Annotated in this window: 24 protein-coding genes; 11 read left to right on the top strand and 13 right to left on the bottom strand. The window is 69.3% G+C overall.

All coding sequences use genetic code 11. The annotated features are described in order from the left end of the window. Window position 1 precedes the first annotated feature (1 nt). Together AC0VX4_RS04260 and AC0VX4_RS04255 are read right to left on the bottom strand one after the other, a co-directional pair. Window positions 2-1414 carry a class II 3-deoxy-7-phosphoheptulonate synthase gene (locus AC0VX4_RS04260; protein WP_002854593.1) on the bottom strand — a complete coding sequence of 471 codons (1413 nt, stop codon included), beginning with the start codon at window positions 1412-1414 and terminating at the stop codon, window positions 2-4. A 72-nt stretch (window positions 1415-1486) separates the two neighbouring features. Then, window positions 1487-2194, bottom strand: a complete 708-nt coding sequence (locus AC0VX4_RS04255) for a lysophospholipid acyltransferase family protein (RefSeq protein WP_002854595.1) — start codon at window positions 2192-2194, stop codon at window positions 1487-1489. Window positions 2195-2262: 68 nt separating this feature from the next. On the opposite strand from AC0VX4_RS04255, the gene AC0VX4_RS04250 reads away from it, so the two are divergent. Beyond that, entirely contained in the window at window positions 2263-3033 is a 771-nt protein-coding gene (locus AC0VX4_RS04250; protein ID WP_044659487.1) for an alpha/beta hydrolase, read from the top strand. A 115-nt stretch (window positions 3034-3148) separates the two neighbouring features. Beyond that, the gene (locus AC0VX4_RS04245; RefSeq protein ID WP_144823915.1) at window positions 3149-4984 is read left to right on the top strand and encodes an AMP-dependent synthetase/ligase; all 1836 of its coding nucleotides are present in this window, start codon (window positions 3149-3151) and stop codon (window positions 4982-4984) included. 63 nt (window positions 4985-5047) lie between these two features. On the opposite strand, the gene AC0VX4_RS04240 is transcribed toward AC0VX4_RS04245, so the two are convergent. The 8 genes from AC0VX4_RS04240 to AC0VX4_RS04205 form a co-directional block, all read right to left on the bottom strand. Then, window positions 5048-6511: a mycothione reductase gene (locus AC0VX4_RS04240; RefSeq protein ID WP_144823914.1), complete on the bottom strand. Its 1464-nt coding sequence runs from the start codon at window positions 6509-6511 to the stop codon at window positions 5048-5050. Window positions 6512-6593: 82 nt separating this feature from the next. Next, the gene (locus AC0VX4_RS04235) at window positions 6594-10112 is read right to left on the bottom strand and encodes a pyruvate carboxylase (protein ID WP_475464640.1); all 3519 of its coding nucleotides are present in this window, start codon (window positions 10110-10112) and stop codon (window positions 6594-6596) included. 158 nt (window positions 10113-10270) lie between these two features. Next, window positions 10271-10834 (bottom strand): MerR family transcriptional regulator, encoded by a 564-nt coding sequence (locus AC0VX4_RS04230; RefSeq protein ID WP_036384587.1) that lies wholly within the window; start codon window positions 10832-10834, stop codon window positions 10271-10273. 211 nt (window positions 10835-11045) lie between these two features. Further along, on the bottom strand, window positions 11046-11552 hold the full coding sequence (locus AC0VX4_RS04225) for a bifunctional nuclease family protein (protein ID WP_475464639.1): 507 nt from the start codon (window positions 11550-11552) through the stop codon (window positions 11046-11048). Next, window positions 11545-12288, bottom strand: coding sequence for a transcriptional regulator FtsR (gene ftsR / locus AC0VX4_RS04220; RefSeq protein ID WP_475464638.1), 744 nt, complete (start codon window positions 12286-12288; stop codon window positions 11545-11547). The genes AC0VX4_RS04225 and ftsR overlap by 8 nt, the downstream gene beginning before the upstream one ends. A gap of 12 nt (window positions 12289-12300) precedes the next feature. Next, window positions 12301-12726 carry an FHA domain-containing protein gene (locus tag AC0VX4_RS04215; RefSeq protein WP_475464637.1) on the bottom strand — a complete coding sequence of 142 codons (426 nt, stop codon included), beginning with the start codon at window positions 12724-12726 and terminating at the stop codon, window positions 12301-12303. A gap of 101 nt (window positions 12727-12827) precedes the next feature. Further along, complete coding sequence (gcvH, locus tag AC0VX4_RS04210; protein ID WP_002854607.1) at window positions 12828-13214, bottom strand: glycine cleavage system protein GcvH; 387 nt, start codon at window positions 13212-13214, stop codon at window positions 12828-12830. An 85-nt stretch (window positions 13215-13299) separates the two neighbouring features. Further along, window positions 13300-14775 (bottom strand): peptide MFS transporter, encoded by a 1476-nt coding sequence (locus AC0VX4_RS04205; protein WP_475464674.1) that lies wholly within the window; start codon window positions 14773-14775, stop codon window positions 13300-13302. Window positions 14776-14935: 160 nt separating this feature from the next. Here AC0VX4_RS04205 and AC0VX4_RS04200 point away from each other — a divergent pair, with 160 nt between their 5' ends. After that, window positions 14936-15457: an adenine phosphoribosyltransferase gene (locus AC0VX4_RS04200; RefSeq protein ID WP_063189749.1), complete on the top strand. Its 522-nt coding sequence runs from the start codon at window positions 14936-14938 to the stop codon at window positions 15455-15457. 175 nt (window positions 15458-15632) lie between these two features. On the opposite strand, the gene AC0VX4_RS04195 is transcribed toward AC0VX4_RS04200, so the two are convergent. After that, window positions 15633-16783 (bottom strand): IS3 family transposase gene (locus AC0VX4_RS04195; RefSeq protein ID WP_475464636.1). Its coding sequence is split into 2 segments (ribosomal slippage): window positions 15633-16513 and window positions 16513-16783, totalling 1152 coding nucleotides; the frame shifts between segments, so codons are not numbered across the junction. 199 nt (window positions 16784-16982) lie between these two features. On the opposite strand from AC0VX4_RS04195, the gene AC0VX4_RS04190 reads away from it, so the two are divergent. The 8 genes from AC0VX4_RS04190 to AC0VX4_RS04155 all read left to right on the top strand — a co-directional run bounded on the left by AC0VX4_RS04190 (window position 16983) and on the right by AC0VX4_RS04155 (window position 24970). Beyond that, complete coding sequence (locus AC0VX4_RS04190) at window positions 16983-17180, top strand: helix-turn-helix domain-containing protein (RefSeq protein ID WP_475464635.1); 198 nt, start codon at window positions 16983-16985, stop codon at window positions 17178-17180. A gap of 68 nt (window positions 17181-17248) precedes the next feature. After that, window positions 17249-18751, top strand: a complete 1503-nt coding sequence (locus AC0VX4_RS04185; RefSeq protein ID WP_475464634.1) for a hypothetical protein — start codon at window positions 17249-17251, stop codon at window positions 18749-18751. Further along, a complete protein-coding gene (locus AC0VX4_RS04180) occupies window positions 18748-19668 on the top strand; it encodes a DNA adenine methylase (RefSeq protein ID WP_475464633.1) in 921 nt (306 codons plus the stop codon). Before AC0VX4_RS04185 ends, AC0VX4_RS04180 begins: the two co-directional genes overlap by 4 nt. Continuing rightward, window positions 19668-20735, top strand: coding sequence for a hypothetical protein (locus AC0VX4_RS04175; protein ID WP_475464632.1), 1068 nt, complete (start codon window positions 19668-19670; stop codon window positions 20733-20735). The genes AC0VX4_RS04180 and AC0VX4_RS04175 overlap by 1 nt, the downstream gene beginning before the upstream one ends. 43 nt (window positions 20736-20778) lie before the next feature. Continuing rightward, window positions 20779-21789 (top strand): hypothetical protein, encoded by a 1011-nt coding sequence (locus AC0VX4_RS04170; protein ID WP_475464631.1) that lies wholly within the window; start codon window positions 20779-20781, stop codon window positions 21787-21789. Between the two features lie 61 nt (window positions 21790-21850). Next, window positions 21851-22564 carry a hypothetical protein gene (locus tag AC0VX4_RS04165; protein WP_475464630.1) on the top strand — a complete coding sequence of 238 codons (714 nt, stop codon included), beginning with the start codon at window positions 21851-21853 and terminating at the stop codon, window positions 22562-22564. A gap of 71 nt (window positions 22565-22635) precedes the next feature. Next, window positions 22636-23604: an HNH endonuclease gene (locus tag AC0VX4_RS04160; RefSeq protein ID WP_475464629.1), complete on the top strand. Its 969-nt coding sequence runs from the start codon at window positions 22636-22638 to the stop codon at window positions 23602-23604. A 215-nt stretch (window positions 23605-23819) separates the two neighbouring features. Next, window positions 23820-24970 (top strand): IS3 family transposase gene (locus AC0VX4_RS04155; RefSeq protein WP_475464628.1). Its coding sequence is split into 2 segments (ribosomal slippage): window positions 23820-24090 and window positions 24090-24970, totalling 1152 coding nucleotides; the frame shifts between segments, so codons are not numbered across the junction. Here the strand turns inward: AC0VX4_RS04155 and AC0VX4_RS04150 are convergent. Further along, the gene (locus AC0VX4_RS04150) at window positions 24947-25198 is read right to left on the bottom strand and encodes a hypothetical protein (protein ID WP_475464673.1); all 252 of its coding nucleotides are present in this window, start codon (window positions 25196-25198) and stop codon (window positions 24947-24949) included. The genes AC0VX4_RS04155 and AC0VX4_RS04150 overlap by 24 nt on opposite strands. A gap of 16 nt (window positions 25199-25214) precedes the next feature. Beyond that, window positions 25215-25568 carry a sulfate permease gene (locus AC0VX4_RS04145; RefSeq protein WP_475464627.1) on the bottom strand — a complete coding sequence of 118 codons (354 nt, stop codon included), beginning with the start codon at window positions 25566-25568 and terminating at the stop codon, window positions 25215-25217. Window positions 25569-25680 lie beyond the last annotated feature (112 nt).

Genomic DNA, 25680 nt, shown 5'->3' with positions numbered 1-25680 from the left:
GTCAGGCCCGCGGCGCGCGACGCTCGGGGTGCGAGAGGGCCTCGGTGACCTTGAACGCCATCTCCAGGGACTGCTGGTGGTTCAGCCGCGGGTCGCACAGCGTCTCGTAGCGGGCGTCGAAGTCGGCCTCGTTGATCGGGTCGGAGCCGCCCAGGCACTCGGCGACGTCGTCGCCGGTCAGCTCGACGTGCATGCCGCCCGGGTGCGTGCCGAGCTCGCGGTGCACCTCGAAGAAGCCGCTGACCTCGTCCATCACGTCCTCGAACCGGCGGGTCTTGTAGCCGTTGGCCGCGGTCACGGTGTTGCCGTGCATGGGGTCGGTGACCCACACCGGCTCCAGCCCCGCGTCACGGACGCCCTCGACGATGCCGGGCAGCACGTCCCGGATCCGCTCCGCGCCCATGCGGGTGATGAAGGTCAGGCGGCCCGGCTCGCGCTCCGGGTCCAGCCGCTCCGCGAGCTCGAGGGCATCCGCGGTCGTGGTGGTCGGGCCGAGCTTCACGCCGATCGGGTTGCGGACCCGGGAGAGGAAGTCGACGTGGGCGCCATCCACCTGGCGGGTGCGCTCGCCGATCCACAGGAAGTGGGCGCTCGTGGCGTAGGGGTCGCCGCTGCGTGAGTCCACGCGGGTCAGGGCGCGCTCGTAGTCGAGCAGGAGCGCCTCGTGGGCTGAATAGAACTCGGTGCGGCGCATGGCCTCGAAGTCCACGCCCGCGGCGTTCATGAAGCGGACCGCGCGGTCGATCTCGGCGGCCATCTCCTCGTACTGGGCGTAGGCGGGGTTGGCCATGAAGCCCTGGTTCCACTGGTGCACGCTGCGCAGATCGGCGAAGCCGCCCTGGGTGAAGGCGCGGACCAGGTTCAGGGTGGAGGCGGAGGTGTGGTACGCCTGCACCATCCGTCGGGCGTCGTGCCGGCGTGCCTGCTCGGTGAACTCATAGCCGTTCACGATCTCGCCGCGGAAGCTGGGCAGCGTGACGCCGTCGCGGGTCTCCGTGTCCGAGGACCGCGGCTTGGCGAACTGGCCGGCGATCCGGCCCATCTTCACGACCGGCATGGAGGCGCCGTAGGTCAGCACCGCGGCCATCTGCAGGATGGTCTTCACCCGGGCGCTGATCCGGTTGGCGGTGGACCCGGCGAACGTCTCGGCGCAGTCGCCGCCCTGCAGGAGGAACGCGCGACCCTGGGCGACATCGGCCAGACGGGCGCGCAGCAGGTCGACCTCGCCCGCGAAGACGAGCGGGGGCAGGGCGCTCAGCTCGGCGACGGCGGCGCGGTGATCGGCCTCGTCCGCCCAGGACGGCGCCTGGGCGATCGGCAGCGAGCGCCAGTGGTCCAGGCCGGGGATGTCGGCGGCGCCCTCCGAGATGGCGGTGCCGAAGGCCAGGATCTTCTCGCGGGGGTCTTCAGTCATGCACACCAGGCTAGGGGGCCGCGTGCCGCGCCCCGGTCTGAGCGTCCCCGGATGACGACGCGCGGACCCCGCTCAGTCGCGGGCGCGCGGCGGAGCGGCCACGCGGCCCGCCTTCACGTCCGCCGCGTAGGTGTCCACGTACTCCTGGCCCGACAGACGCCGGATGGCCTCCATGATCTCGTCCGTCACTTCCCGCAGCACCCGGGGGTCGCCGGCGGCCTCGGCACGGTCGGAGAAGTCCAGCGGCTCACCGAAGATCATGCCCAGGCGCCGGATCCGCGGCAGCACGTGGCCGATCGGCTGGACCCGGTCCGTGCCGATCATCGCGATGGGCACCACGGGCGCGCCCGAGGCCAGCGCGAGCTTGGCCACGCCGATCTTGCCGCGGTGCAGCCGACCATCCGGGCTGCGGGTGCCCTCCGGGTAGATCCCGAGCAGCCGGCCCTCCCGCAGCGCCTCGAGGCCCGCGTCCAGCGAGCGCAGGGACGCCTCTCCGCCGGAGCGGTCCATGGGCAGCTGGTTCGCCGCCTCGAAGAACCGGCGGGTGACCCACCCCTTCACGCCCGGGCCGGTGAAGTACTCGTGCTTGGCCAGGAAGTGCACCTGGCGGTCGAGCATGGCCGGCATGAACACCGAGTCCGAGACGGACAGGTGGTTGCTGGCCAGGATCGCCGGGCCCTCGGCCGGCACGTTCCCGAGGCCCTTCACCCAGGGGCGGAACAGCAGGCGGGTGGCCGGAGCCACGGCGAACGTCTTGGCGGACCAGTAGAACGTGGACACGAGGGCCTTCCGGTCGGGGCGGTCGGGTGCCTGCCCATCGTACGGTCCGCCTGCCTTACCCTGGCACCATGCCCCGCCCCGTCGCCGTCGCCCCCGAAGACCTGCCCCTGCGTCTCATGCCCGCCGCTCCCGCCCGGCGCGACCACTGCGTCGTGCTCCTGCACGGGTTCACCTCGACTCCGGCCTCCGTCCGCGCCTGGGCCGAGGGGCTCGCGGCAGGCGGCTCCCCCGTGAGCGTGCCCCTGCTGCCGGGGCACGGCACGCGGTGGGAGGACCTCGCCGCCACGGGTGCGGACGAGATCCGCGCCGCCGTCCGGGCCGTCGTGGACCTCGAGCTCGCCCGACACGGCCGCGTGGTCATGGCGGGCATCTCGATGGGCGGCGCCCTCGCGCTCGACGCCGCGGCCCACCGACCCGTGGCCGGCGTGCTCGTGGTGAACCCCGCGCTGCGCTTCGCCAGCCCCCTCGCCCCCTTCGCCCCGCTGCTGGCCCCGTTCGTCCCCACGGTCGCCCCGATCGCGGACGACATCGCGGACCCGACGGCGCGCGAGCGCGCCTACCCCCGCACGCCGATGGCCGGCGTCGCCGCCCTCGGCCGCATCCAGCGGGCCGCCCGCCGCGCCCTGCCGCGGATCACCGCTCCCGTGACGGTCTACCGGTCCGCCCGCGACGCCGTCGTGCCCGTCTCGAGCCACCGGGCCCTGGTGCGGGGCCTGCGCCACGCCCCCGTGGAGGTGGTGGGACTGCCCCGCAGCCGCCACGTCGCCACGCTCGACTACGACCTGCCGCTGCTGATCGACCACGGCCGGAGCGCGGTCGCCGCCATGACGACGCACTGAGTCGCGCCCCGGACCCCACCGCTCCCGGTTGTACAGTGTGCGTGACACGACTCACACTTACTTCCGTTGTGCCGCCCACCGGTCGGCGGAACCGACCCAACGCCCGAGGAGTCCCATGCACGAGATCAGCGAGCCGTACCAGCCCCGCCTGTCCCCGAAGGCGAACATCACGGACTTCCTGGAACGCCAGGCCACGGAGCGTCCCAACCACGGCCTCTTCGCGGTGGCGGACGCGCAGGATCAGTGGACGGACGTCTCCGCCCGGGACGCCCGCGAGCGCGTGCGGGCCCTGGCCAAGGGGCTCATCGCCGCCGGGATCCAGCCCGGGGAGACGGTCGGGCTCCTGGCCTCCACCCGCCTGGAGTGGACCCTGGTCGACTTCGCCATCTGGTATGCCGGCGCGGTCACCGTGCCCGTGTACGAGACCTCCTCCGTCAGCCAGGTGTCCTGGATCATCGAGGACGCGAACGTGCGCGCCGTCGTGACCGGGAACGAGGACCTCGCCAAGACGGTGCGGGACGCGGTGCAGCGCGAGGGCCTGCCGGAGCTGATCGGCCTGTGGACGATGGACCCGGCCGACGGCGCCCCCGGCTCCGGCCTTGAGGCGCTCGTCGCCCTGGGCGCGGACGTCACCGATGAGGAGCTCGAGACGCGCCGGTCCTCCGCCGGCCTGGCCGACCTGGCGACCATCATCTACACCTCCGGCACCACGGGCCGGCCCAAGGGCTGCGAGCTCACGCACGAGAACTTCGCGGAGCTCGTCAACCAGACCCTGTCCTCCTCGCTCGGCGACGTCGTCCGCCAGGACACCTCCACCGTGCTGTTCATCCCCCTGGCGCACGTGTTCGCGCGCTTCGTCTCGGTGCTCACCGTCGCCGCGGGCGCACGCTGCGGGCACGTCTCGGACATCAAGCGGCTCTCGGTCTCGTTGCAGACCTTCCAGCCGAGCTTCGTGCTGGCCGTGCCGCGCGTGTTCGAGAAGATCTACAACGCGGCGCTGCTCAACGCGCAGAGCGGCGGCAAGGAGAAGATCTTCCGCCGTGGCGCGGACGTGGCGATCCGCTGGTCCCGGGCGCTGGACTCGGGCCGGATGACGGCGCCCCTGCGGCTGCAGCGCGCGTTCTACTCCGCGCTGGTCTACCGCCGGATCCGGACGGCCATGGGCGGCCGGCTCGCGTACGCGGTCTCCGGCGGCGGCCCCCTCTCCACCGACCTGGCGCACTTCTTCCGCGGCGTGGGCGTGACCATCCTCGAGGGCTACGGCCTCACCGAGACGACGGCCCCCATCACCGTGGGCCGGCCGGACCGGCTGAAGATCGGCACGGTCGGACACCCCCTCGGCGGCAACCAGGTGCGGATCGCCGAGGACGGCGAGATCCTCACGCGCGGCACGTCGCTGATGCGCGGCTACCACAACCGGCCGGAGGCGAACGAGGAGGCCTTCGAGGACGGCTGGTTCCGCACCGGCGACCTCGGGGCCCTGGACGACGACGGCTTCCTCACGATCACCGGCCGCAAGAAGGAGCTGCTGGTGACGGCCGGCGGCAAGAACGTGGCACCGGCGATGCTCGAGGACGCGATCCGCAGCGACGCGCTCGTCTCCCAGGTGATGGTGGTCGGCGACGGCAAGCCCTTCATCGCGGCGATCGTCACCCTCGACACCGACACCCTGCCCGCGTGGCTCGCCGCGAACGGGCTGCCGAAGGACCTCGACGTCGCTGCGGCCGCACGCGAGGACGCGGTGCGCCGCCACATCCAGGAGGCCGTGGACAAGGCCAACAGCCTGGTCTCGCGCGCCGAGGGGATCCGGGAGTTCCGCATCCTCGACCGCGACTTCTCCCTGGAGGAGGGCCATGTGACCCCGTCCCTGAAGATGCGCCGGTCGGCGATCATGAAGGACTTCGCCGCGCAGATCGCGGACATCTACGGGGAGCCCGCCCCGCAGAACTGAACGCCCCCTTCGACGACGGCGCCCGGCCCCCGCGGCCGGGCGTCGTCGTCCCCGCGGGTCCGGTCAGAGCAGACCGGAGTCCGGCACGTCCAGGCCCAGCAGCGCGTTCTCGACGACCTCGGTGAGGGCCGGGTGGGGCCAGTACTGGCCCCGCGCGAGCCGGTGGGCGTCGATGCCGAACGCCATGCCGGTCACGAGCGGCTGGATGAGGTTCGCGGCTTCGTGCCCCAGGATGTGCCCACCCAGGATCCGTCCCGTGGCCTTCTCCGCGACGACCGTGCACACGCCCTCGGTGTCCTCCATGGCCCAACCGTAGGCGACGTCCCCGAAGGACTGGGTCTTCACCGTGATCGCGTCCGCGCCGTAGTCGGCGAGCGCCTGCTCCACCGTGAGCCCGACGGAGGCCGCCTGCGGGTGGGTGAACACGGCCGCCGGCACGGGACCGAGCGTGTTGGCGCGCAGGTCGTCCGGATGCTCCAGGTTGTGCGCGACGACGCGGGCCTCGTGGTTGGCCACGTGCTTGAGCTGCCACGTGTTGGCGACGTCCCCGAGCACGTAGACCCCCTCCACCGGCGCACCGTCGGAGAGCGCGCGCTGGTGCTGGTCGCTGGCCAGGACGCCGTCGTCGGTGACGTCCAGTCCCGCGGCGGCGGGGTCGAGGCGGTCCGTGTTCGGCGTCCGGCCGACCGCGATCAGCACCGCGTCCGCCTCGATGGCCTCCTCCACGATGCCGGTCTGCTCCTGGCCCTCAGCGCGATCCAGGCGCACCCGGACCCAGCCGTCCGCGGCCCGCTCGGCGTCCTCGACCGGTTCGATCCCGGCCGGGGTCCACCCCGTGCGCAGGTCCCACCGTCGGGCAGCGATCTTCGTGAACGTCGTGGACACGGACATGTCGTGCTGCTTGAGCAGCCGGTGGCCGCGGTTGACCTGGACGACCTCGGTCCCCAGCCCGGCGAAGACGGAGGCGAACTCGCAGGCGATGAACCCGCCGCCCACCACGAGCAGCCGCCGCGGCAGCCGATCCATCCGCATCACGGTGTCCGAGGTGTGCACCGACGGCAGGTCCAGGCCTGGGATCGCCGGGAGGGTGGGCCGCGACCCCGCGGCGACCACCACCTGGTCCGCCGTGATCTCCCGGCCCGAGGCGGTGCGCACGCGGCGGGGGCCGACGAAGCGGACCTCCTCCTGGATCACGCTCGTGTAGTCCAGATCGTCCCGGCGGTAGCGGAGCCCGTCGCGGCTGATGCCGTCGATGCGCGTGAAGATGCGGTCCCGGATGGCCGGGAAGTCGGCGCCCGTGAACTCCAGCCCCACCCCGAGGCTCCGAGCCTCGGGGGGCAGCGCGGCCAGGCCGGCCGGGTAGGCGTACATCTTGGTGGGGATGCAGCCGACGTTCAGGCAGGTGCCGCCGAACGTGCCGGAGTCGGCGATCACGACGCTCCGGCCCTTCCAGTGTTCGCTGATCAGGGAGTTCCCCGATCCGGAGCCGATGATGAGCAGGTCGTGGTGTTCCGCAGAGGTGGCCATGCCTCCCAGGATAGGCACGGGCCCGGACGCGGTGGCGTCCGGGCCCGTGGGGCGGCCCGCCGGCGGCGGGCTCACGCGGGGCTCACTCGATCACGAGCAGCAGGTCTCCGCCGTTGACGGGCGTGACGCCCTCCGTGACCACGCGGCGCACGGTGCCCGCGGCCTGGGCCGTGATCGTGGCCTCCATCTTCATCGCCTCGATCGTGGCCACCGCCTGGCCGACCTCGACGGCGTCGCCCTCGGCCACCTGGACGGTGACCGAGCCCGCGAACGGGGCGGCGACGTGGCCGGGGGTGCCGGGGTCCGCCTTCTCCGCGGTCCGCACGGTGGACTCGATCGAGCGGTCCCGGACGGTCATCTGGCGCAGCTGGCCGTTCAGGGTGACCATCACCGTGCGCATGCCCTTCTCGTCCGGCTCGGAGACGGACATGAGGGTGGCGAGCAGCCGGACACCGCGTCCAAGCGAGATGACGTGCTCACGCCCGGGGACGAGGCCGTAGAGGAAGTCGCGGGTGTGCAGGGTGACGGTGTCCCCGAACTCCTCGCGGTGCGCCTCGAACTCCTTCGTGGGGCCGGGGAAGAGCAGGCGGTTCAGCACCGCGCGGCGGGTCTGTCCGGCCTCGGCGAGGGCCGTCGAGTCCTCCGCGGAGATCTCCACCATGCCCGCGCCCTCGCGGCGACCCTGGAGGGCCTTGGTCCGGAAGGGCTCCGGCCAGCCGCCGGGCGGGTCGCCGAGCTCGCCGCGCAGGAAGCCGATCACGGAGTCCGGGATGTCGAACTCCTGCGGACGCTCCGCGAACTCCTTCGGGTCCACGCCGGAACCGACCAGCTGGAGCGCCAGGTCGCCCACCACCTTGGAGGACGGGGTGACCTTGACGAGGTGGCCGAGCAGGTCGTCGGCCGCGGCGTACATCGACTCGATGGCCTCGAACCGCTCCCCCAGGCCGAGCGCGATCGCCTGCGTGCGCAGGTTGGACAGCTGGCCGCCCGGGATCTCGTGGTGGTACACACGGCCGGTCGGGGCGGGCAGCCCCGCCTCGAAGGGCGCGTACGCCGAGCGGACGGACTCCCAGTAGGGCTCCATCGCGGTGGCGGCCTCGAGGCCGAGACCGGTGTCCCGCTCCGTGTGCTCGAGCGCCGCGACCAGGGCGGACAGCGGCACCTGGCTCGTGGTGCCCGCCATGGACGCGGTGGCCGCGTCGACGGCGTCCACGCCGGCCTCCGCCGCCGCGAGCAGGGTGGCCAGCTGCCCGCCGGCGGTGTCGTGCGTGTGCAGGTGCACGGGCAGGTCGAACTCGGCGCGCAGGGCCGTGACGAGCTCGCGCGCGGCGGCGGGCCGCAGCAGGCCGGCCATGTCCTTGATCGCCAGGACGTGGGCGCCGGCGTCGACCATCCGGCGGGCGAGGCCCAGGTAGTAGTCGAGCGTGTAGAGCGTCTCCTTCGGATCCGTCATGTTGCCCGTGTAGCACAGGGCCGCCTCGGCCACGGCGGTGCCCGTGGCACGCACCGCCTCGATGGCCGGGGTGATCTGCTCGACGTCGTTGAGGGCGTCGAAGATGCGGAACACGTCGACGCCGGACGCCGCGGCCTCGGTCACGAACGCGTCCGTCACCTCGGTGGGGTACGGCGTGTAGCCCACCGTGTTGCGGCCACGCAGCAGCATCTGGATCGGGATGTTCGGCAGCTCCGCGCGCAGCAGCTCGAGGCGCTGCCACGGGTCCTCGTGGAGGAAGCGCAGCGCGACGTCGTACGTCGCCCCGCCCCAGGCCTCCACCGACAGCAGCCCCGGCAGGGTGTGCGCGACGGCGGGCGCGGCGGCCAGCAGGTCGCGCGTGCGGACGCGGGTGGCCAGCAGGGACTGGTGGGCGTCGCGGAACGTGGTGTCCGTGACGGCCAGCGCGGTCTGCTCGCGCAGGGTGCGGGCGAAGCCCTCGGGGCCCTGCTCCAGCAGCACCTGACGCCAGCCGTGCGGGGGCGCCGCGTCCTCGTTCCGGCTCGGGCCGTCGAAGGGCGAGCGGTCCGGCTCCTGGTGCTTGTCGCCCGGGTGCTCCGGGAGGCGGTCGCGGGGGTCGATGCCCTCGATGCGCGGGCCGTGCGGCTGGTTGACCGTGACGTCCACGAGGTACTGCAGGGCCTTGGAGCCGCGGTCCTGGGAGCGGTTCACCGTGGCCAGCTCGGGGTGCTTGTCGATGAAGTCCGTGGCGACGTCGCCGCTGACGAACTGCGGGTCGTCCATCACGTTCATCAGGAACGGGATGTTGGTGGCCACGCCGCGCACGCGGAACTCGGCCAGGGCGCGGCGCACGCGGCGCACGGCCGTGGCGTAGTCACGTCCGCGGCAGGTGAGCTTGACCAGCATGGAGTCGAAGTGGGGGCTGATCTCCGCACCGGCGTAGATGGTGCCGCCGTCGAGGCGCACACCGGAGCCGCCGGCCGAGCGGTAGGCGGTGATGGTGCCGGTGTCCGGGCGGAAGCCGTTGGCCGGGTCCTCGGTGGTGATGCGGCACTGGATGGCGAAGCCGCGGACCTGGAGGGCGTCCTGGGTGATGCCCAGCTCGGGCAGGGTGGCGCCGGCGGCGATGCGCAGCTGCGCGCCCACCAGGTCCACGTCCGTGACCTCCTCCGTCACGGTGTGCTCCACCTGGATGCGGGGGTTCATCTCGATGAACACGTGCTGGCCCGCGCGCTCGCCCGCCGTGTCCACGAGGAACTCGACGGTGCCCGCGTTGACGTAGCCCATCTCCTTGGCGAAGGCGACGGCGTCCCGGTGCAGGGCCTGCCGGATCTCCTCGTCCAGGTTCGGGGCCGGGGCCATCTCGATGACCTTCTGGTGGCGGCGCTGGAGCGAGCAGTCCCGCTCGAAGAGGTGCACGACGTTGCCCTCGCCGTCGGCGAGGATCTGCACCTCGATGTGCCGCGGCCGCAGGACGGCCTGCTCGAGGAACACGGTGGGGTCGCCGAAGGCGGTGTCCGCCTCGCGCATCGCGGCCTCGAGGGAGCCGCGCAGGTCCTCGCGGCGCTCGACGCGGCGCATGCCGCGGCCGCCGCCGCCGGCGACGGCCTTGACGAAGATGGGGAAGCCGATCTCCTCGGCCTGCTCCAGGAGCCACTCGACGTCGGCGCTCGGGTCCGAGGAGGCCAGGGTGGGGATGCCCGCGCGCTTGGCCGCGCGCAGGGCTTCGACCTTGTTGCCGGTCAGCTCGAGGACGTCGGCGGGCGGGCCGACGAAGGTGATCCCGTTCTCGGCCGCGGCGCGGGCCAGGCCGGCGTTCTCCGACAGGAAGCCGTAGCCCGGGTAGATCGCATCGGCCCCGGCGTCCTTGGCCACGCGGATGATCTCGTCCACGTCGAGGTAGGCACGCACGGGGTGGCCCTCGTCACCGATGCGGTAGGCCTCGTCCGCCTTCTGGCGGTGGATCGAATTGCGGTCCTCATAGGGGAAGACGGCGACGGTGCGGGCGCCCAGCTCGTAGCAGGCGCGGAAGGCGCGGACGGCGATCTCGCCGCGGTTGGCCACCAAGACCTTGGAGAAGACGGCGCCGGCTCCGGTCGACCCGGCCGCGTCCTCTGGAGGGGTGAAGTTCTCGACAGGTGCGGTCATGGTTGGGAGTGTGTCACACCGCGCCGGAGTTCCGCCTCATGTCGCGCACAGTCACCGTTGCGAGACGAAAGATGACTGGTTCGGCGCTGTGGGGCGCCGACGCCGGCCCGGCCTCGTGCCGGGGCCGGCGTCGGCCGCGGGCGCCCCGCGGTGGAGGGTCAGGCGGAGCGGCGGGCCCGACGCCGCCCGGCCAGCTCGTCTCCCGGCTCGGGGGCGCCCACCACGCTCTCGCGCGGCAGCTCGGCGAGGCTGCCCTCGACCTCGCGCCACACGCGGCCGACGGCGATCCCGAAGACGCCCTGGCCGCCCTGGACGAGGTCCACGACCTCGTCCGCCGAGGTGCACTCGTACACCGAGGCGCCGTCGCTCATCAGGGTGATCTGCGCCAGGTCCTCGACGCCCCGCTCGCGCAGGTGGCCCACGGCGGTGCGGATCTGCTGGAGCGAGACGCCAGTGTCCAGGAGGCGCTTGACCACCTTGAGGACGAGGATGTCGCGGAACGAGTAGAGCCGCTGGGAGCCGGAGCCGGAGGCGCTGCGGACCGTGGGGACCACGAGGTCCGTGCGGGCCCAGTAGTCGAGCTGGCGATACGTGATGCCGGCGGCCTTGCACGCGGTGGGTCCGCGGAAGCCGACGTCGTCGCCCCGGGTCGCGCCCTCGTCGAAGAGCGTGCCCTGGGTGCCGAGCGCGGGGGGCCGGCCAGGACCTGCAGTGGGTGTCACGGGGAACCTCCTGGTGCGGGGCCCCCGGTGCGGGAAGGGGACGCGACCGTCATGTGCCGCCGGTGACCGTGGCGGCGCTCCCCGGTGACCGTGGGGAGGACGACGGAGGCGCCCCGGGTGGCGGGGCCCTCTTCCCCTCGAAGGTACGCGCGGGTCCGAGGGTGGTCAACGACGCCGGCGGCGAGACCGCGCCGTGTCGCGCCGGCTCCGCTCAGGCGAAGTCCTCGGGGCGCACCGTGTCCAGGAAGTCGCGGAAGTCCTCGACGGCGCGCTCCTGGCCGGCGTCCTCCTCCCCCGTCCGCGCCGGCATGCCGGCGTCCGCGAGCACGGCGGGGCTGCCGAGCACGGGGGCGTCGGCGCGCAGGGCGACCACGACGGCGTCCGACGCGCGGGCGTCGACCCGGGCGCCCGTGGAGAGCACGAGCTCGGCGTGCACGACCTCGTCCCGGACCTCGGTGAGCCGCACCCGCACGACCTCGGCGCCCAGGGCGTCGACGGCGGCCAGGAGCAGCTCATGGGTGAGGGGCCGGGGCGCGCGGACGCCCTCGAGCGCGAGCGCGGCGGCGACGGCCTCGGGCGCGCCCACCCACAGCGGGACCATCGTGCGGCCGGGCGGATCCACCAGCAGGATCACGTGGTGCTGTTCGGGCAGTTCGACGCGCACGCCGAGCACGGAGAGCGGCACGTCGTCGGCGGGCACGGGGCGCGGCTCAGTCATCCCACTGCTCCAGCCCCACGGCCACGAGGGCCGCATGCAGCCGCAGGCTGGCCTGCGCGATCTCGCGTGCCGAGCGGGCCACGCGGGGGCGGGTGCCGGCGTCGCGGCGGGCCTGCAGCGGGGCGACGGCGCGCTCCACCAGGCCCAGCTCGCGGTCGGCGGCGGCCCGCAGCGGGCGCAGGTGCCGGGGCTCCAGGCCGTGGCCCGCGAGCACGACGGCGGCCCGGGCCACGTCCATCGCGTGGCTCGGGTAGCCGCCGTCGGGATCGACGGGCAGGAGCGAGTACTGGTCCAGCTCGGCCAGCAGCTCCTCGCCCGCACCGGATTCGGCGGCGAGCTCGGCGCGGGTCCACGACCGGCGGTCCCCGGCGACCTCGCGGCCGAGCCGCTCCGCGTCCGAGGACGCCGGGACCGCTGCGGTTCCGGGCAGGCCGATGGGGCGTTCGCCGCGGTCCAGCGCGGCCAGGTGGTCGGCGATCACCTTGAGCGGCAGGAAGTGGTCGCGCTGCAGGGCGAGGATGAACCGGAGCCGGTCCACGTCCTCGGGCCGGAAGCGCCGGTAGCCGGCGGGGGTCCGCTCGGGCAGCACGAGGCCGCGGTCCTCCAGGAAGCGCACCTTGGACGCGGTGACGCCGGGGAATTCGGCTTCGAGGGCGGCCACGACCTCGCCGATGCCCAGCCGGCCCGTAGGGCGGGCGGTGGGGACGGCGTCGGGGCGCGGGCGCGGATCGGTCACGAGGATGACGGCTCAGCCCCGCGCCGGTGCGGCGTAGTACGTGAGCCGGTACTTGCCGATCTGCACGTGCATCCCGGAGCGCAGCAGGATCTCGTCCACCCGGTCGTGGTTCACGAAGGTGCCGTTGAGGGAGTTCAGGTCCACGAGCCGATGGCCGCCGTCCTCGGCCCGGAACTCCGCGTGACGACGGGAGACGGTGACGTCGTCGAGGAAGATGTCCGCGTCCGGGTGGCGCCCCACGGAGACCACGTCCTCGTCCAGCAGGAAGCGGGCGGACTGGTCCGGGCCGTCGTGGGCGAGCAGCAGCGCGGAACCGGCCGGGAGGGCGCGGATCGCGTCCGACTCCTCACGGGTGAGGTCCGCCGAGACCAGCGGCGCCAGCTCGGTGAGGTTGATGGCGGAGGTGGACAGGTCCGGTTCATGTCCGGGCTGGTTCATGGGGTGCTCCTGTGCGGGGGCCGGCGCCGTGGCGCCGGAGGGAGAGACGAAGGGGACGCCGTCGCCCCGCCGGCCAGCGGCGGGGCGACGGCGGACGGGGCTCAGCTGGTGTGCGAGGCGTAGCCCTCGGCGTCCATGAGGCCCTCGAGCTGGGCCTCGTCCGCGAGGGTGATCTCGAACAGCCAACCGCCCTCGTAGGGGGCGGAGTTGACCAGGCCGGGCTCGCCGTCGAGCTCGTCGTTGACGGCGGCCACGGTGCCGGAGACCGGGGCGTAGATGTCCGAGACGGACTTCGTGGACTCGACCTCGCCCACCGCGGTGCCCGCGGTGACCTCGGTGCCGACCTCCGGCAGGTCCACGTACACGACGTCACCCAGCGCATCCTGGGCGAAGTCGGTGATGCCCACGCGGACCGTGCCGGCGGCACCGGCCTCGGCGATCCACTCGTGCTCGGCGGAGTACTTCAGGCCTTCGGGGATGGAGCTCATGGAGTGCGCGTCCTTTGCGTGGTCGGGAGTGATGACGTCGTCTCGCAGACTACCGAGCGGCGCGTGATTCGCGCCACTGGCGCGCTCAGAGCACGCCGCGCATGCCGCGACGCACCGGCTTGGCGATGGCCAGCACGAGCAGGCCCACGCCGAGGGTGACCGCACCGATCGTGCCGAAGTAGCCCACCTCGTTCTGCTCCGAGTAGGAGCCGGCCAGGGAGCCTGCCAGGGCCGTGCCCAGGGCGACGGACAGGTTGTACAGCGACACCATCATCACCGGGAAGCTGCGCGGGGCGACCTTGGTGGCCAGGGAGAGGCCCACCGGGGAGACGAGCAGCTCTCCCATGGTGCAGACGAAGAGGATCAGCGTCAGCCACAGCAGCGGCACGGCGACGACGTCGGCCACCGGGATGAACAGCAGGAAGGCGATGCCGATCAGGACGATGCCGATGCCGAACTTCACCGGGGTGGCGGGCTGGCGGGTGCCCAGCTTGGTCCACAGCGCGGCGAACACCGGGGCGAACACGATGATGAAGATCGGGTTGATGGAGTTGACCCACTCCATGGGCATGAGCCAGCCGAACAGGTTCCGGTCGAGGCGGTGCTCGGAGTACAGCGCGATCACGGTGAACTGCTGCTGGAAGAGGGCGAAGAACACGGACGTGCCGATGAACAGCGGGATGAACGCCTTCACGCGCGAGCGCTCCTCCTCCGAGACCTTCGTCGAGGTCAGCAGGACGGCGAAGATCGCGATGGCCGCGACGGCGGCGAGCACGACGACGGCGTCGGAGAGGTTGTCCAGGGTGATGACGCCCGTGAGGAACAGGACCACGACGACGGCGACCATCCCCAGGCCGATCAGGCCCCAGCGGCCGTACTGCGACCGCGGCAGTGGATCCGGGACCCGGTGCACGTCCGTGGGCAGGTTCTTGCGGGTCAGGGCGTACTGCGCCAGGCCGATGGCCATGCCGGCGGCGGCGAGGCCGAAGCCGACGTGGAAGCCCATCGTGTCGCGCGCCAGGCCGGTGAGCAGCGGGCCGAAGAGGGCGCCGATGTTCACGCCCATGTAGAAGATGGAGAAGCCGGCGTCGCGCTTGGGGTCCTCGCGGGAGTACAGGGAGCCGACGAGGTTCGTGGCGTTGGCCTTGAGGCCGCCCGAGCCGACGGCGACGAGCACGAGGCCGAGGGTCAGGCCCGGGACCCCCGGGACGAGGGCCAGCGCGATGTGGCCCAACATGATCCCGACGGCGCTGAAGAACATGGTGCGCTCGGAGCCCAGCAGGCGGTCGGCGACCCAGCCGCCGAGGATGCAGAACACGTAGACCATGCCGCCGTAGGCGCCGACGATGCCCGTGGCCACGGCCGGGTCGATCCCGAGGCCGCCCTCCGCGGCGGTCCAGGACATGTAGTACACGAGCATGGCCTGCATGCCGTAGAAGGAGAAGCGCTCCCACAGCTCCACGGAGAACAGGTTCGCCAGCGGGCCGGGCTGGCCGAGGAACGGGCGGCCGCGCCAGTCGGGGGTGGCGTCGTCGGGACGGGTGGCCGTCGACGCCGCCACGCGGGCGGGCGGCTCGACGTCGGGCACGCGGCCCGCGAGAGGATTCTGGGGATTTTCCACCGATCCACTGTCCTCCTCCAAGGGAGTCAGAGCAAACTCCCCGCCCGATGACGCCGATCACATCCGCGGCCCAGGCGGCGTCCGTCCTAGAGTGGAGGCCGTGTCCGTCACCTCCGAGATCGCCCGTGCCCGCTCCCTCATCCGCGTGGTCCCCGACCATCCCAGCCCGGGCGTGGCCTTCCAGGACATCACGCCCCTGCTCGCCGACGCCCGCGCCCTGAGGGCGTGCGTCGAGGCCCTGGTGGCGCCGTTCGAGGGGCGCTTCGACCTCGTGGCCGGCCTCGAGGCCCGCGGGTTCCTGCTCGCCGGGGCGGCCGCCGTCCTGACCGGCACCGGCCTCGTGCCGCTGCGCAAGGCCGGGCGCCTCCCGGCTCCCGCGGCCCGTGCGGACTACACGCTGGAGTACGGGACCGCGAGCATCGAGGTCTCCGAGGACCTGCGGGCCGGGTCACGGGTGCTCCTGCTCGACGACGTCCTCGCCACGGGCGGCACCCTCGCCGCCGGCCGGCGGCTCATCGAGGCGCGGAGTGCGGAGGTGGTGGGCGCGGCCTGCCTGCTGGAGCTCACGGCCCTCGGCGGCCGGGCCGTCGTGCCGGACACGCACGTGCTGTTCGCGGCCTGAACCGCCCCGTCTCACCCGTGGGGAGCGGCGTCAGAGGCGGCCCCGGGTACGACGAAAGCAGAGCCTTGCACTGCAGGACTCCGGCTTGGTCGACGTGGTCGGGCTAGCGGGATTTGAACCCACGGCCTCTTGACCCCCAGGTGCCGGAATCGACGGCTCTACTGAGCCGCCCCCTTCATTCGGTCCGGACGTTCTGTGAGTCGTCGGTTTCCATTTGATGGGTGCACTGCCGAGCGTACTCGGCTGGGGTTAGGTAGCCGAGCGAGGAGTGCCGGCGGTGGTGGTTGTACTCGTCCTTCCAGTCGCCGATGATGACCTGTGCGTGCAGCAGCGAGTAGAAGCTGTTGATGTTGAGGCACTCGTCGCGGATCCGGCTGTTGAACGACTCGACGTACCCGTTGCGCCACGGCGAGCCCGGAGGGATGTAGGACAGGCCGGTGCGGGTGCCGGCCCAGTCGGCCATCGCCTCGCTGATGAACTCCGGCCCGTTGTCCGACCTGAGCACCGCCGGGGCGCCCCGGGCGGCGACGAGGTCCTCGAGGTGGGCGGTGAGTCGGTCGGCGGTAATCGAGCGCTCCACGAGGCCGCCGATGCACTCCCGGGTGTGTTCGTCGACGATCGAGTAGATCTTGATCGGTCGCCCGTGCTCGTCGGCGTCGAACTGGAAGTCCACCGCCCACACCACGTTCGGCGCGTCCGCCGTCGGCGCGTCGACGGTCGAGGACCCGACGCGCTTGCGTCGACGCCGCTGCGGGACCCGGAGCCCTTCGTCACGCCACAGGCGTTGGATCTTCTTGTGGTTCACCACCCACCCCTCGGCGCGGGCGTCGTGATACGCCCGCCGATACCCGTAGCGGGGATGGTCCTTCGCCCAGGCGCGCAGCCACTCCCTGAGCGCCCGATCCGGGTCCGCGACCGTGTCGCCCTTGAGCGGTCGCCGGTACGCGGAGCGGCTCAGCCCGACCAGACGGCACGCCATCCGTTCGCTCACCCGCAACTTGCCCTTGAGGTGATCGACGGCGGCGCGGCGCCTGTCCGGGCTTAGAAGTTTCCCTCAGCCAGCTCCTTGAGCGCGGCCTTCTCCAGCTCCGCTTCCGCGAGCAGACGCTTCAGGGTCGCGTTCTGCTTCTCCAGCTCCTTCAGGCGCTTTGCGTCGTCGGCCTTGAGGCCGCCGTACTGGTTCCGCCACCGGTAGTACGTCTGCTCGGACACCCCGAGCTCCCGGCACACCGCCGCGACGTCCTGACCATCGGCGAGCATCCTGTCGGCCTGCCCGAGCTTACGGACGACCTGCTCGGGGGTGTGACGCTTCCTGCTGTTCGTCATGATCTGACCAGTCTCCCTGCCCGCGACCGCGGGCAACAGGACGACTCTCATAACGACTGGACCTACGAAACGGGGTCAGCCCAGCAGGCCTTCCGTCACGGGCAGCGCGGGCGGCACCGCCACTCCGCGTGGACCGACGTCACTGACGGCTGTCGCTGATAGCCTGACGTTAGAGCCCGCAAGAGGAGTGTGCGAGACGATGGCGGAAGAACACGAAGTTCTCACGACGGAGGAGGCTGCCGCGCTGTTGCGCGTGAGCACCAAGACCGTGCTCGCGCTCGCCCGCGAAGGCTCCCTGCCCGGCGAGAAAGTCGGACGGGCCTGGCGCTTCCTCCGCAGCGACGTTCTCGCAGTGGTCCGAGGCAGCAAGGACACCGCGAAGAGTGTGGGGAACTGAGTGACAGCACGCGAGACCGTCCGCACGTCCCTTACCAATCGAGACGCTCTCGCTGAGCGGAGGGCGTCATGATCGACATGTCTACGTGGGAGGAGTTGGTCGTCGACGTTGTCAACGACGTCCGACTCGATCCCCGCAACGTCCGACTCGACATCCCCGAAGGGGTCCCGGAATCCGACATCGTCCAGGACTTGTTCACCAACGAGAAGGCACTGAGCCTCGTCGAAGGTATCGCCAAGGTCGGTCTGCTGACACACGAAGTTCCCATCGTCCTGGAGCGTGACGGTCAACTGATCGTGGTCGAGGGAAATCGACGTGTGGCCGCGCTGAAGGCTATCCAGAACCCGTATCTCGCGCCCGATCACCAAGCACGCATCGGAAAGCTCGCGCAGTCGGTGCCCGATCGCGCCGCGATCCGCCGTATCACCGTCAAGAAAGCGCCTTCGCAGGACGATGCCGACCAACTCGTCGCAGCACTTCACACCGGCAATCAACGCGTGGCGTGGGGTCCCGCCAGGCAGGCCGCGTTCTTCCAGGCGCAGCTCGACGCCGGCAAATCGCCGGAGGAACTGATCGCCCAGTTCCCAACGATCGACGTCCGCAAGTTCATCACGCGGAGCAAGATTCTCGAACTGTTCCGCAACGTCACCTACGACGACCCGTCATTGGGCGACTACGCACGCAAACGCCGCTTCCCGGTGTCGACCCTCGCGCGCCTCTACGAAAACGAGAGGTTCCTCGACCTCGTCGGAATCCACATCCAGAACGGCACAGGAGAGGTCACCCTCGTCTCAAGCGCCGGCCTGTTCAAGCGAGTCGCGACAAAGATCGTGAGCGACATCCGCGACGGCGTGATCAACACGCGTACCCTCAACAAGACCTCAAGCGGCCGATACGTCGAGTACATGGACGACCTGCGCGATCTGCTCGACGAGCATAGAGACGACGAGCCAGCCAACGGCGAGGCGGCCAGCACACACTCCGACGCGTCGAACCCCCCGGTGAACGGCAGCCAGCACTCGGCCTCCGACGGTCGAGGCCAGCGATCGCAGGCTCGTGACGGCGCAGATGGCGACTCTCCCGGATCAAATGACGCTGGACGGTACAAGCCGAAGCCGCTTCCGCGTAAGAGGAACTACCTCAACACCGACAACCTGACCGTCCCGACGTCGTTCCCCGCTTCGATACACGAGATCGTGAAGGAACTGTCGGCGATCAACATCCAGCGCTTCCCAAACGCGACACTTGACTTGCTCCGGACCTTCTTGGAAAAGACGATCAAGGCCCACGCCGAGGTGCTCGGCGAGGAGATCAAGACGAGCTCTAACGAACAAGGCTTCGTGTACCTCTCGAACTGCCTCGTCTGGCTCGAACAGTACTTCAAGTCCACCGGACAGACCGCATTCATCCAGCCCGTTCAGAAGATCAGAGGTGGACGTTACGGATTCGTGGGCTCCAAAGCACAGCTCGATGCCACCAACCACAACCATCATAGTTTTGCTACACCCGACGACGTTCGTGAATGCTGGGCGACCATCGAAGGAGTCATGAAGGCGGTCCTCAAACCATGACCCAAACAGCAACATCTGCACGTAAACGAGTGACCATCTCACCGCTGCGTTACCCCGGCGGCAAAGGCCTGCTCTACTCACGCCTGCGGACCATCATCCGAGAGAACAACCTCACCTCAAGCGTGTACGTCGAACCCTACGCAGGGGGTGCAGGCGCGGCCCTCGCCCTGCTCGTCTCCGGTCAGGTCGAGCGGATTGCGATCAACGACCTTGATCCTGCCGTGTTCGCGTTCTGGAACGCAGTCGTCACCCAGCCCGACGAGTTCACCGCGCTAGTCAATAGCGTCGAACTCTCCGTCGATGAGTGGGAAAGACAGCGCGAGGTCTATCTGACCTCCGCCCGCGACAACCACCTCCCGCTCGGGTTCGCAACGTTCTATCTCAATCGAACCAACCGCTCAGGCGTCCTCAACGGCGGACCCATCGGCGGGAAGGACCAGACGGGCAACTACAAGATCGACGCTCGCTTCAACCGCGAAGGCCTGGCCGAGCGCATCCGCCTGATCGCGCTGCACGCGGACCGCATAGCCGTGACCAACGAGGATGGTCTGCGTGTCATCGAGCGGTACTCGGACCGCGATGACGCCTTCATCTACGCCGATCCGCCCTACTTCGAGAAGGCAGGATCGCTCTATCTAAACGCCTTCCAAGACTCCGACCACCGCGCTCTCGCCAACTGCCTCAAAGGTGTTCAGCGGGCAAAATGGATTCTCACCTACGATAACGTGCCGCAGGTCGCAGAACTCTACTCAGATCTGCGCAGGAGACTCTTCGCGCTGAACTACTCGGCTCACCGCGTGATGAAAGCCAGCGAAATCATGGTGTTCTCGGCGGAACTCTCTATTCCCGAGGAGATCGAGTCTGCCCATGTCGGCCTCGTCCAGCTGGCAGACGCCGCTACAGAAGGAGCACGCTGATGGCGCGGCTGGACAAGGCATCACCCGACACGCTCTCTCTCGACCTCGCGAACCCGCGCATCCCTGACGCGAGGTTCACCAACGAGGAAGCGGCAATCGCCTACCTCTACGCACAGGCCGACCTGGGCGAGCTGATCCAGTCCATCGGCAACTCAGGGTGGCTCGACTTCGAGCCTCTCATCGTCGAGGAATCAACACGGACCGTCGTCGAGGGCAACCGGCGCCTCGCGGCCTTGCGCATCATCGCGAGCCCCCGCCTCCAGCAGCAGTTCAAAGTAACGCTGCCGCAGCCCCTACACGCCAACGCCGTACCGACCGAGATCCAGGTCAATTACGTCGATAGCCGCAAAGAAGCACGCGACTTCATCGGCTTCAAGCACGTCAACGGCGCCTTCAAATGGGACTCCTACGCGAAGGCGCGATTCGCGCATTCATGGCTCCAAGACGGAGACGACATCGACGAAGTCAGCCGCAGGCTGGGCGACGGACACAACACCGTCAGCAGACTCGTCAACGGCGTCGTCGTGCTAGAGCAAGCGGAGAACACCAAGCTCTTTGACCGCGAACTCCGTTCTAAGAAGTCGTTCTACTTCTCCCACCTCTACACCGCGCTCTCGACAGCTAACGTCCGCCAGTTCCTAGGACTACCTGAGAGCGATAACTCAGTGCTTCCACCCACACCAGTGCCAGCATCGCACCGAGCGCGTCTACGTGACCTCCTGTCGTGGCTCTATGGTCAGGAAGACGAACCATCGCTGATCAGGAGCCAGAACCCCGATCTCGGAAGACTCATCAACGTACTCGGCAGCGAGCGGGCAATCCGAGTGCTCGAATCCAACCGTGACCTCGACCGCGCCTTCGACGTCGTAGAAGACAAGGCAAAGGCGTTCGAGAAGGCGTTCTACCAGCTCGCCACCTCCGCCGAAGACGTCTCCCGGATCATCGCTCGCTACGACCCGAAGTCCGATCTGGTAGACGACGCGGAAGCAACCCTTCGCGTGGTGACCATCGTGGTCAACGCGATGAAAGAGGCACACCACGGAGGCCGCTCTTCCGATGAGAGTTAATGCGCCTTTGGAACGCTCAACGAGGAGCGTCGCGGCCGACTGGGTGGAACTGCATGCCCTGCTGGATGCATCCGTCGCGAATGAACAGAGCCTGATCCGAAGCCAGACCGTTCAACGGGAACCCGACCATGGCAGCCTCCTGACTGACATCGACGCTGAGCTGGTCGACGAGGAGATTCTGGAGCCAGAGAACGACGAGCTTTCCGAGCGTGTCTATGAGGAACTCGCCTACCGCGAGCGAGTCCTCGGCGCTCGGTATCCATTCGAGCTTGTGTCGGAGTACGGCAAGTGGGCCCTCCGGCGTCGGGCAGCGGAGAGCGACGCCGAGGTCGCAGCACACGACTGTTACATCTGCTGCCTCCTAATCTCTGCGATCCACTCCGAGCTGCTGCCGACGAAGAGCGACCACGAGGTGTTCAAGTCAAGCGCGAGAGCGCTACAGGTCGAGTCGTATCTGACAGCAGCCGAGGTGCTGGGCGGCCGCGCGTACTGGTTCGGTTCCCCACGGCCCGATGGCTCGGGGATGCTCAAAGCGATCCAGGACCTCGCGTCCTCAATGGGCACCGCAGTGGCGCCGGAAGAGCGGCCCTTGGGTCTCTCTGCCAATGCTGCCGACGGCACCGTAGACATCGTCGCGTGGCGTGCATTCCTCGATGGACAGGCAGCCTCGATCGTCGCGTACGGGCAAGTGGCTTCCGGCCGGAACTGGACCGCTAAGCCCATCAAGTCCTTTATCGATGGCCATTTTCTTCCCTGGTTCGACAAGGCGCCGTCGCACAAGCACATCGAGATGCTCTTCGTACCGTTCCCGCAGCACCATGAGCAGTCCGAGGAGAAGAAGCTGGACTTTCGTACCGTCGCTTCGGAAAAGGCCCGACTTCGTGAGAACGACTACGGAGTCGTGATCGACCGACTTCGACTGACCGAGCTGATGGCACTCTCGAAGGTCAGCGGAAGGTACGACAAGCAGGAGTACGAGCTGCACGAAGACTACATTCGTACCTGGGCGGCAGGAGCACTGTCCTACGCCGAGGGGACGGACGCGGCAGCCTGACCAGCGGGTCCTCATATCACGCCATGGTGAGTGACAAGGCTCTAAAGCAAGGAGTGGCGGCATGTCATCGACGGAGTACCTCTTTCCGGTTGCAGTGTCGCAACTGGGCGAGCAAGACTCGCGTGAGTCTCAGAACGCCCGCGCCGTCCAGTGGCTTCTGGAACAGCGTGGCGGTTCTATCGTTGTCGTAACGCCGCAGAAGCAGTTCGACAGCGACATCCTCAGGCGCCTTGCTGCCCGTCCAGGAGTCATACAACTCACCTGGCGCGGTTTGTTCACGGGCTCGCTCGCGAATCACCGTGTGCTCTATGCCTGGCCGAATCGGAAGCACCTCAACGATCTTTGGGGCGCCGACGCAGATGCGCTTGTCGTCATCGAGTGGGGGCGGGCCGAGACTGCGACGTGGATCGAGGATGCGAACCCAGTGCGACTTCTGCCCGGTGAGACTGTGCAGCCCGCACCTCAGCCGGCACTCGTGGAATCGGCCGAGCCGTTGCCGAACGGCGTCGGGGAGATCCTGGAGCACATTGCCGCTTGGGCAGCTGGATACGACTCGGGTCTAAAGTGGAACGAACAAGACAAGCTCAAGGCGGACATGATGAACTGCCCGGAACGATGGGCCCCCATCACCGTTGAGCAAGTTCGAGCCAGGTGCCGTGAGCTGAAGATGCGGCCCAACGACATCGAGACGATCACGGGCTTCCTGGAACGCCGGAAGCAAGGACGCCGCTTCAACGTGAGAAGTACCTATCGAGACTTCAGATTCGCGCAGTAGACGCGACTCGACCGTCATCACCGACGCAGAGACAGACTCTCATGGCAGATCGAGACGCTCACTTCCGCGTCATGGATGAGGCACTGAAACATCCAGATGGCCGAGCCAAGGGCGGAGAGCCCTGCGTGATTTGTGGCAAGCCAGTGCTGGCGAGCGCCCACTGGGTGCAACGAGACCGACACGTGTGCTCCGGACGATGCAACAACCTCCTGCGTCGCCGCTACGGTCGCGGAAGCGCGAGCATCAACGCCGAACGAGCGGCGGCGGCGGTCGAAACCACCGGGCCGCGACCGAATCCACGAACCAGCGGCCCTCGTCTCTTCCGCACCCTCCCGGATGCGAACTCGCCCGAACTGCCTATCGAGTGGGAGGGGTACGGGCCGCATCCAGGCGATGTGGTCGAGCGCTACGGCATCTTGACCCAGTACCTCGTCCAGGACATGCCCGACGGCTACTTCACCTCGCGCATCGTCGTAGCCGTTGCCGAGAGCGGTGACATGTTCGTAGCAGGGGCGACTGATGATGGCTACTACTCCTCCCTCGTGATCGGACCGCACGGTCCAGGAGGCGAACGCCTTGAGGGTCAGCTATTCGGCCACTCCTTCGACATCAAAGGCGTCCTGTGCCAATGGCGCCGCGAGCGGATCACGGATCTACAACCCGACGGCGTGGACTACTTCTTCTGGGAGTGCTACGCCGCCGTCCCCGTCGACGCACCGGCCTACCCCAAGCCGATGCACTCTCCGCGCTACCGAGCGGAGATGGATCGTCGCCGCCGAATAAGCAGCAATGCGGCAAAGCACGAGCGCCGAGCCCGTTCAGAAGCTACCATCGAGCGGTTTGATCCAGCGGAGGTGTACGAACGAGACGCTTGGACTTGCGGCATCTGTGGAGGGAAGGTCGATCCACAAGTGCTATACCCCGATGCCATGAGCGCGAGCCTGGACCACGTCGTTCCTCTGTCGAAGGGTGGGGACCACACGCGCAGCAACTCGGTCCTCGCGCACCTGATCTGCAACATCCGAAAGGCCGCAGGTTGAGAGTGCGCCGACGTCGCCGTGACGCGGACAACCGAAGTGGACCAATCAAGTGACCAACAGCCTGCAAACGCTGCAAAACGTGATGCCCATAGCAAGCGGCTGAAACAGAAAAACCCAGGTCAGGGGCGGTAGTGGGCTGACCCCGTTTCGTAGGTCCAGTCGTTATGAGAGTCGTCCTGTTGCCCGCGGTCGCGGGCAGGGAGACTGGTCAGATCATGACGAACAGCAGGAAGCGTCACACCCCCGAGCAGGTCGTCCGTAAGCTCGGGCAGGCCGACAGGATGCTCGCCGATGGTCAGGACGTCGCGGCGGTGTGCCGGGAGCTCGGGGTGTCCGAGCAGACGTACTACCGGTGGCGGAACCAGTACGGCGGCCTCAAGGCCGACGACGCAAAGCGCCTGAAGGAGCTGGAGAAGCAGAACGCGACCCTGAAGCGTCTGCTCGCGGAAGCGGAGCTGGAGAAGGCCGCGCTCAAGGAGCTGGCTGAGGGAAACTTCTAAGCCCGGACAGGCGCCGCGCCGCCGTCGATCACCTCAAGGGCAAGTTGCGGGTGAGCGAACGGATGGCGTGCCGTCTGGTCGGGCTGAGCCGCTCCGCGTACCGGCGACCGCTCAAGGGCGACACGGTCGCGGACCCGGATCGGGCGCTCAGGGAGTGGCTGCGCGCCTGGGCGAAGGACCATCCCCGCTACGGGTATCGGCGGGCGTATCACGACGCCCGCGCCGAGGGGTGGGTGGTGAACCACAAGAAGATCCAACGCCTGTGGCGTGACGAAGGGCTCCGGGTCCCGCAGCGGCGTCGACGCACGCGCGTCGGGTCCTCGACCGTCGACGCGCCGACGGCGGACGCGCCGAACGTGGTGTGGGCGGTGGACTTCCAGTTCGACGCCGACGAGCACGGACGACCGATCAAGATCTGCTCGATCGTCGACGAACACACCCGGGAGTGCATCGGCGGGCTCGTGGAGCGCTCGATTGCCGCCGACCGACTCACCGCCCACCTCGAGGACCTCGTCGCCTCCCGGGGCGCCCCGGCGGTGCTCAGGTCGGACAACGGGCCGGAGTTCATCAGCGAGGCGATGGCCGACTGGGCCGGCACCCGCACCGGCCTGTCCTACATCCCTCCGGGCTCGCCGTGGCGCAACGGGTACGTCGAGTCGTTCAACAGCCGGATCCGCGACGAGTGCCTCAACATCAACAGCTTCTACTCGCTGCTGCACGCACAGGTCATCATCGGCGACTGGAAGGACGAGTACAACCACCACCGCCGGCACTCCTCGCTCGGCTACCTAACCCCAGCCGAGTACGCTCGGCAGTGCACCCATCAAATGGAAACCGACGACTCACAGAACGTCCGGACCGAATGAAGGGGGCGGCTCACTGCTCCTCGCGTCAGGGAGCGAGGAAGCCCGATAGGCATCGAGAGCCTCCTGGTCGCCGCGGTGTCCCCGTGCCTGGCTGACCTCTTGCAGGGTGAGGCGGATCAGGGCTTCGCAAAGCTTGTGCAGGTCGGGCGGGTCACGGTGCACCGCGCGGACGGTGAACTGTCGTTCGTCGTAGCGGCGCCGGGCGGTCTTCTTCACGTACGCGCCCATCACGCACCTCACCCTTCTACGCGGCGACCATGGGCCGGTGGTCGGCACGCTGCTCGCGGCGGCATGCGGCGTGCTCGCGAAGGCGGGCACGGAGCAGGAGGACGAGGCTGACCGGCCCCATGATGGCAAACTTCATCGCGCTGTAGATGAACAGCAGCACGAGCAGGTGCAGCCAACCAGGACCGCCGCCCTCGATGAGCTGCACGCAGAGGTTCGCGGCGTACAGGTACGGGATGGCCAGCAGCATCGCCGGCAGGCCCCAGTGCAGTCCGCGGCGGGTGCGGATGGCGTCGAGCAGGATGTTGGTGGGCATGAAGCGGCGCAGGAAGTAGCGGGCGTGGACGCTGAGAGCCCAGATACGTCGGAACATGGACAGACCTCTTCAAGGGTTCGGCGACAAGAACCTGAAAGGACCGCCCATTCCCGGGAAGGTCATACCGTCGCAAGGAGCAACAGCGCCGCATAAGAGGCCGCCTCAGAAA

It is taken from the genome of Micrococcus sp. 63XJN7_8_ISO-PGPR-S23-253, from assembly GCF_056173425.1.
The sequence above is the reverse complement of the archived record's forward strand: the minus strand, read 5'-3'. Positions and strand labels throughout refer to the sequence as shown.

Excerpts from the sequence above, each read along its gene's own strand:
- AC0VX4_RS04250 (WP_044659487.1), top strand. The coding sequence starts at position 2,263 with ATGCCCCGCCCCGTCGCCGTCGCCCCCGAAGACCTGCCCCTGCGTCTC.
- AC0VX4_RS04180 (WP_475464633.1), top strand. The coding sequence starts at position 18,748 with ATGACCCAAACAGCAACATCTGCACGTAAACGAGTGACCATCTCACCG.
- AC0VX4_RS04235 (WP_475464640.1), bottom strand. The coding sequence starts at position 10,112 with ATGACCGCACCTGTCGAGAACTTCACCCCTCCAGAGGACGCGGCCGGG.
- AC0VX4_RS04145 (WP_475464627.1), bottom strand. The coding sequence starts at position 25,568 with ATGTTCCGACGTATCTGGGCTCTCAGCGTCCACGCCCGCTACTTCCTG.
- AC0VX4_RS04185 (WP_475464634.1), top strand. The coding sequence starts at position 17,249 with ATGATCGACATGTCTACGTGGGAGGAGTTGGTCGTCGACGTTGTCAAC.
- AC0VX4_RS04240 (WP_144823914.1), bottom strand. The coding sequence starts at position 6,511 with ATGGCCACCTCTGCGGAACACCACGACCTGCTCATCATCGGCTCCGGA.
- AC0VX4_RS04215 (WP_475464637.1), bottom strand. The coding sequence starts at position 12,726 with ATGAACCAGCCCGGACATGAACCGGACCTGTCCACCTCCGCCATCAAC.
- AC0VX4_RS04150 (WP_475464673.1), bottom strand. The coding sequence starts at position 25,198 with ATGGGCGCGTACGTGAAGAAGACCGCCCGGCGCCGCTACGACGAACGA.
- AC0VX4_RS04245 (WP_144823915.1), top strand. The coding sequence starts at position 3,149 with ATGCACGAGATCAGCGAGCCGTACCAGCCCCGCCTGTCCCCGAAGGCG.
- AC0VX4_RS04225 (WP_475464639.1), bottom strand. The coding sequence starts at position 11,552 with ATGACTGAGCCGCGCCCCGTGCCCGCCGACGACGTGCCGCTCTCCGTG.
- AC0VX4_RS04260 (WP_002854593.1), bottom strand. The coding sequence starts at position 1,414 with ATGACTGAAGACCCCCGCGAGAAGATCCTGGCCTTCGGCACCGCCATC.
- AC0VX4_RS04190 (WP_475464635.1), top strand. The coding sequence starts at position 16,983 with ATGGCGGAAGAACACGAAGTTCTCACGACGGAGGAGGCTGCCGCGCTG.
- AC0VX4_RS04160 (WP_475464629.1), top strand. The coding sequence starts at position 22,636 with ATGGATGAGGCACTGAAACATCCAGATGGCCGAGCCAAGGGCGGAGAG.
- AC0VX4_RS04175 (WP_475464632.1), top strand. The coding sequence starts at position 19,668 with ATGGCGCGGCTGGACAAGGCATCACCCGACACGCTCTCTCTCGACCTC.
- AC0VX4_RS04165 (WP_475464630.1), top strand. The coding sequence starts at position 21,851 with ATGTCATCGACGGAGTACCTCTTTCCGGTTGCAGTGTCGCAACTGGGC.
- gcvH (WP_002854607.1), bottom strand. The coding sequence starts at position 13,214 with ATGAGCTCCATCCCCGAAGGCCTGAAGTACTCCGCCGAGCACGAGTGG.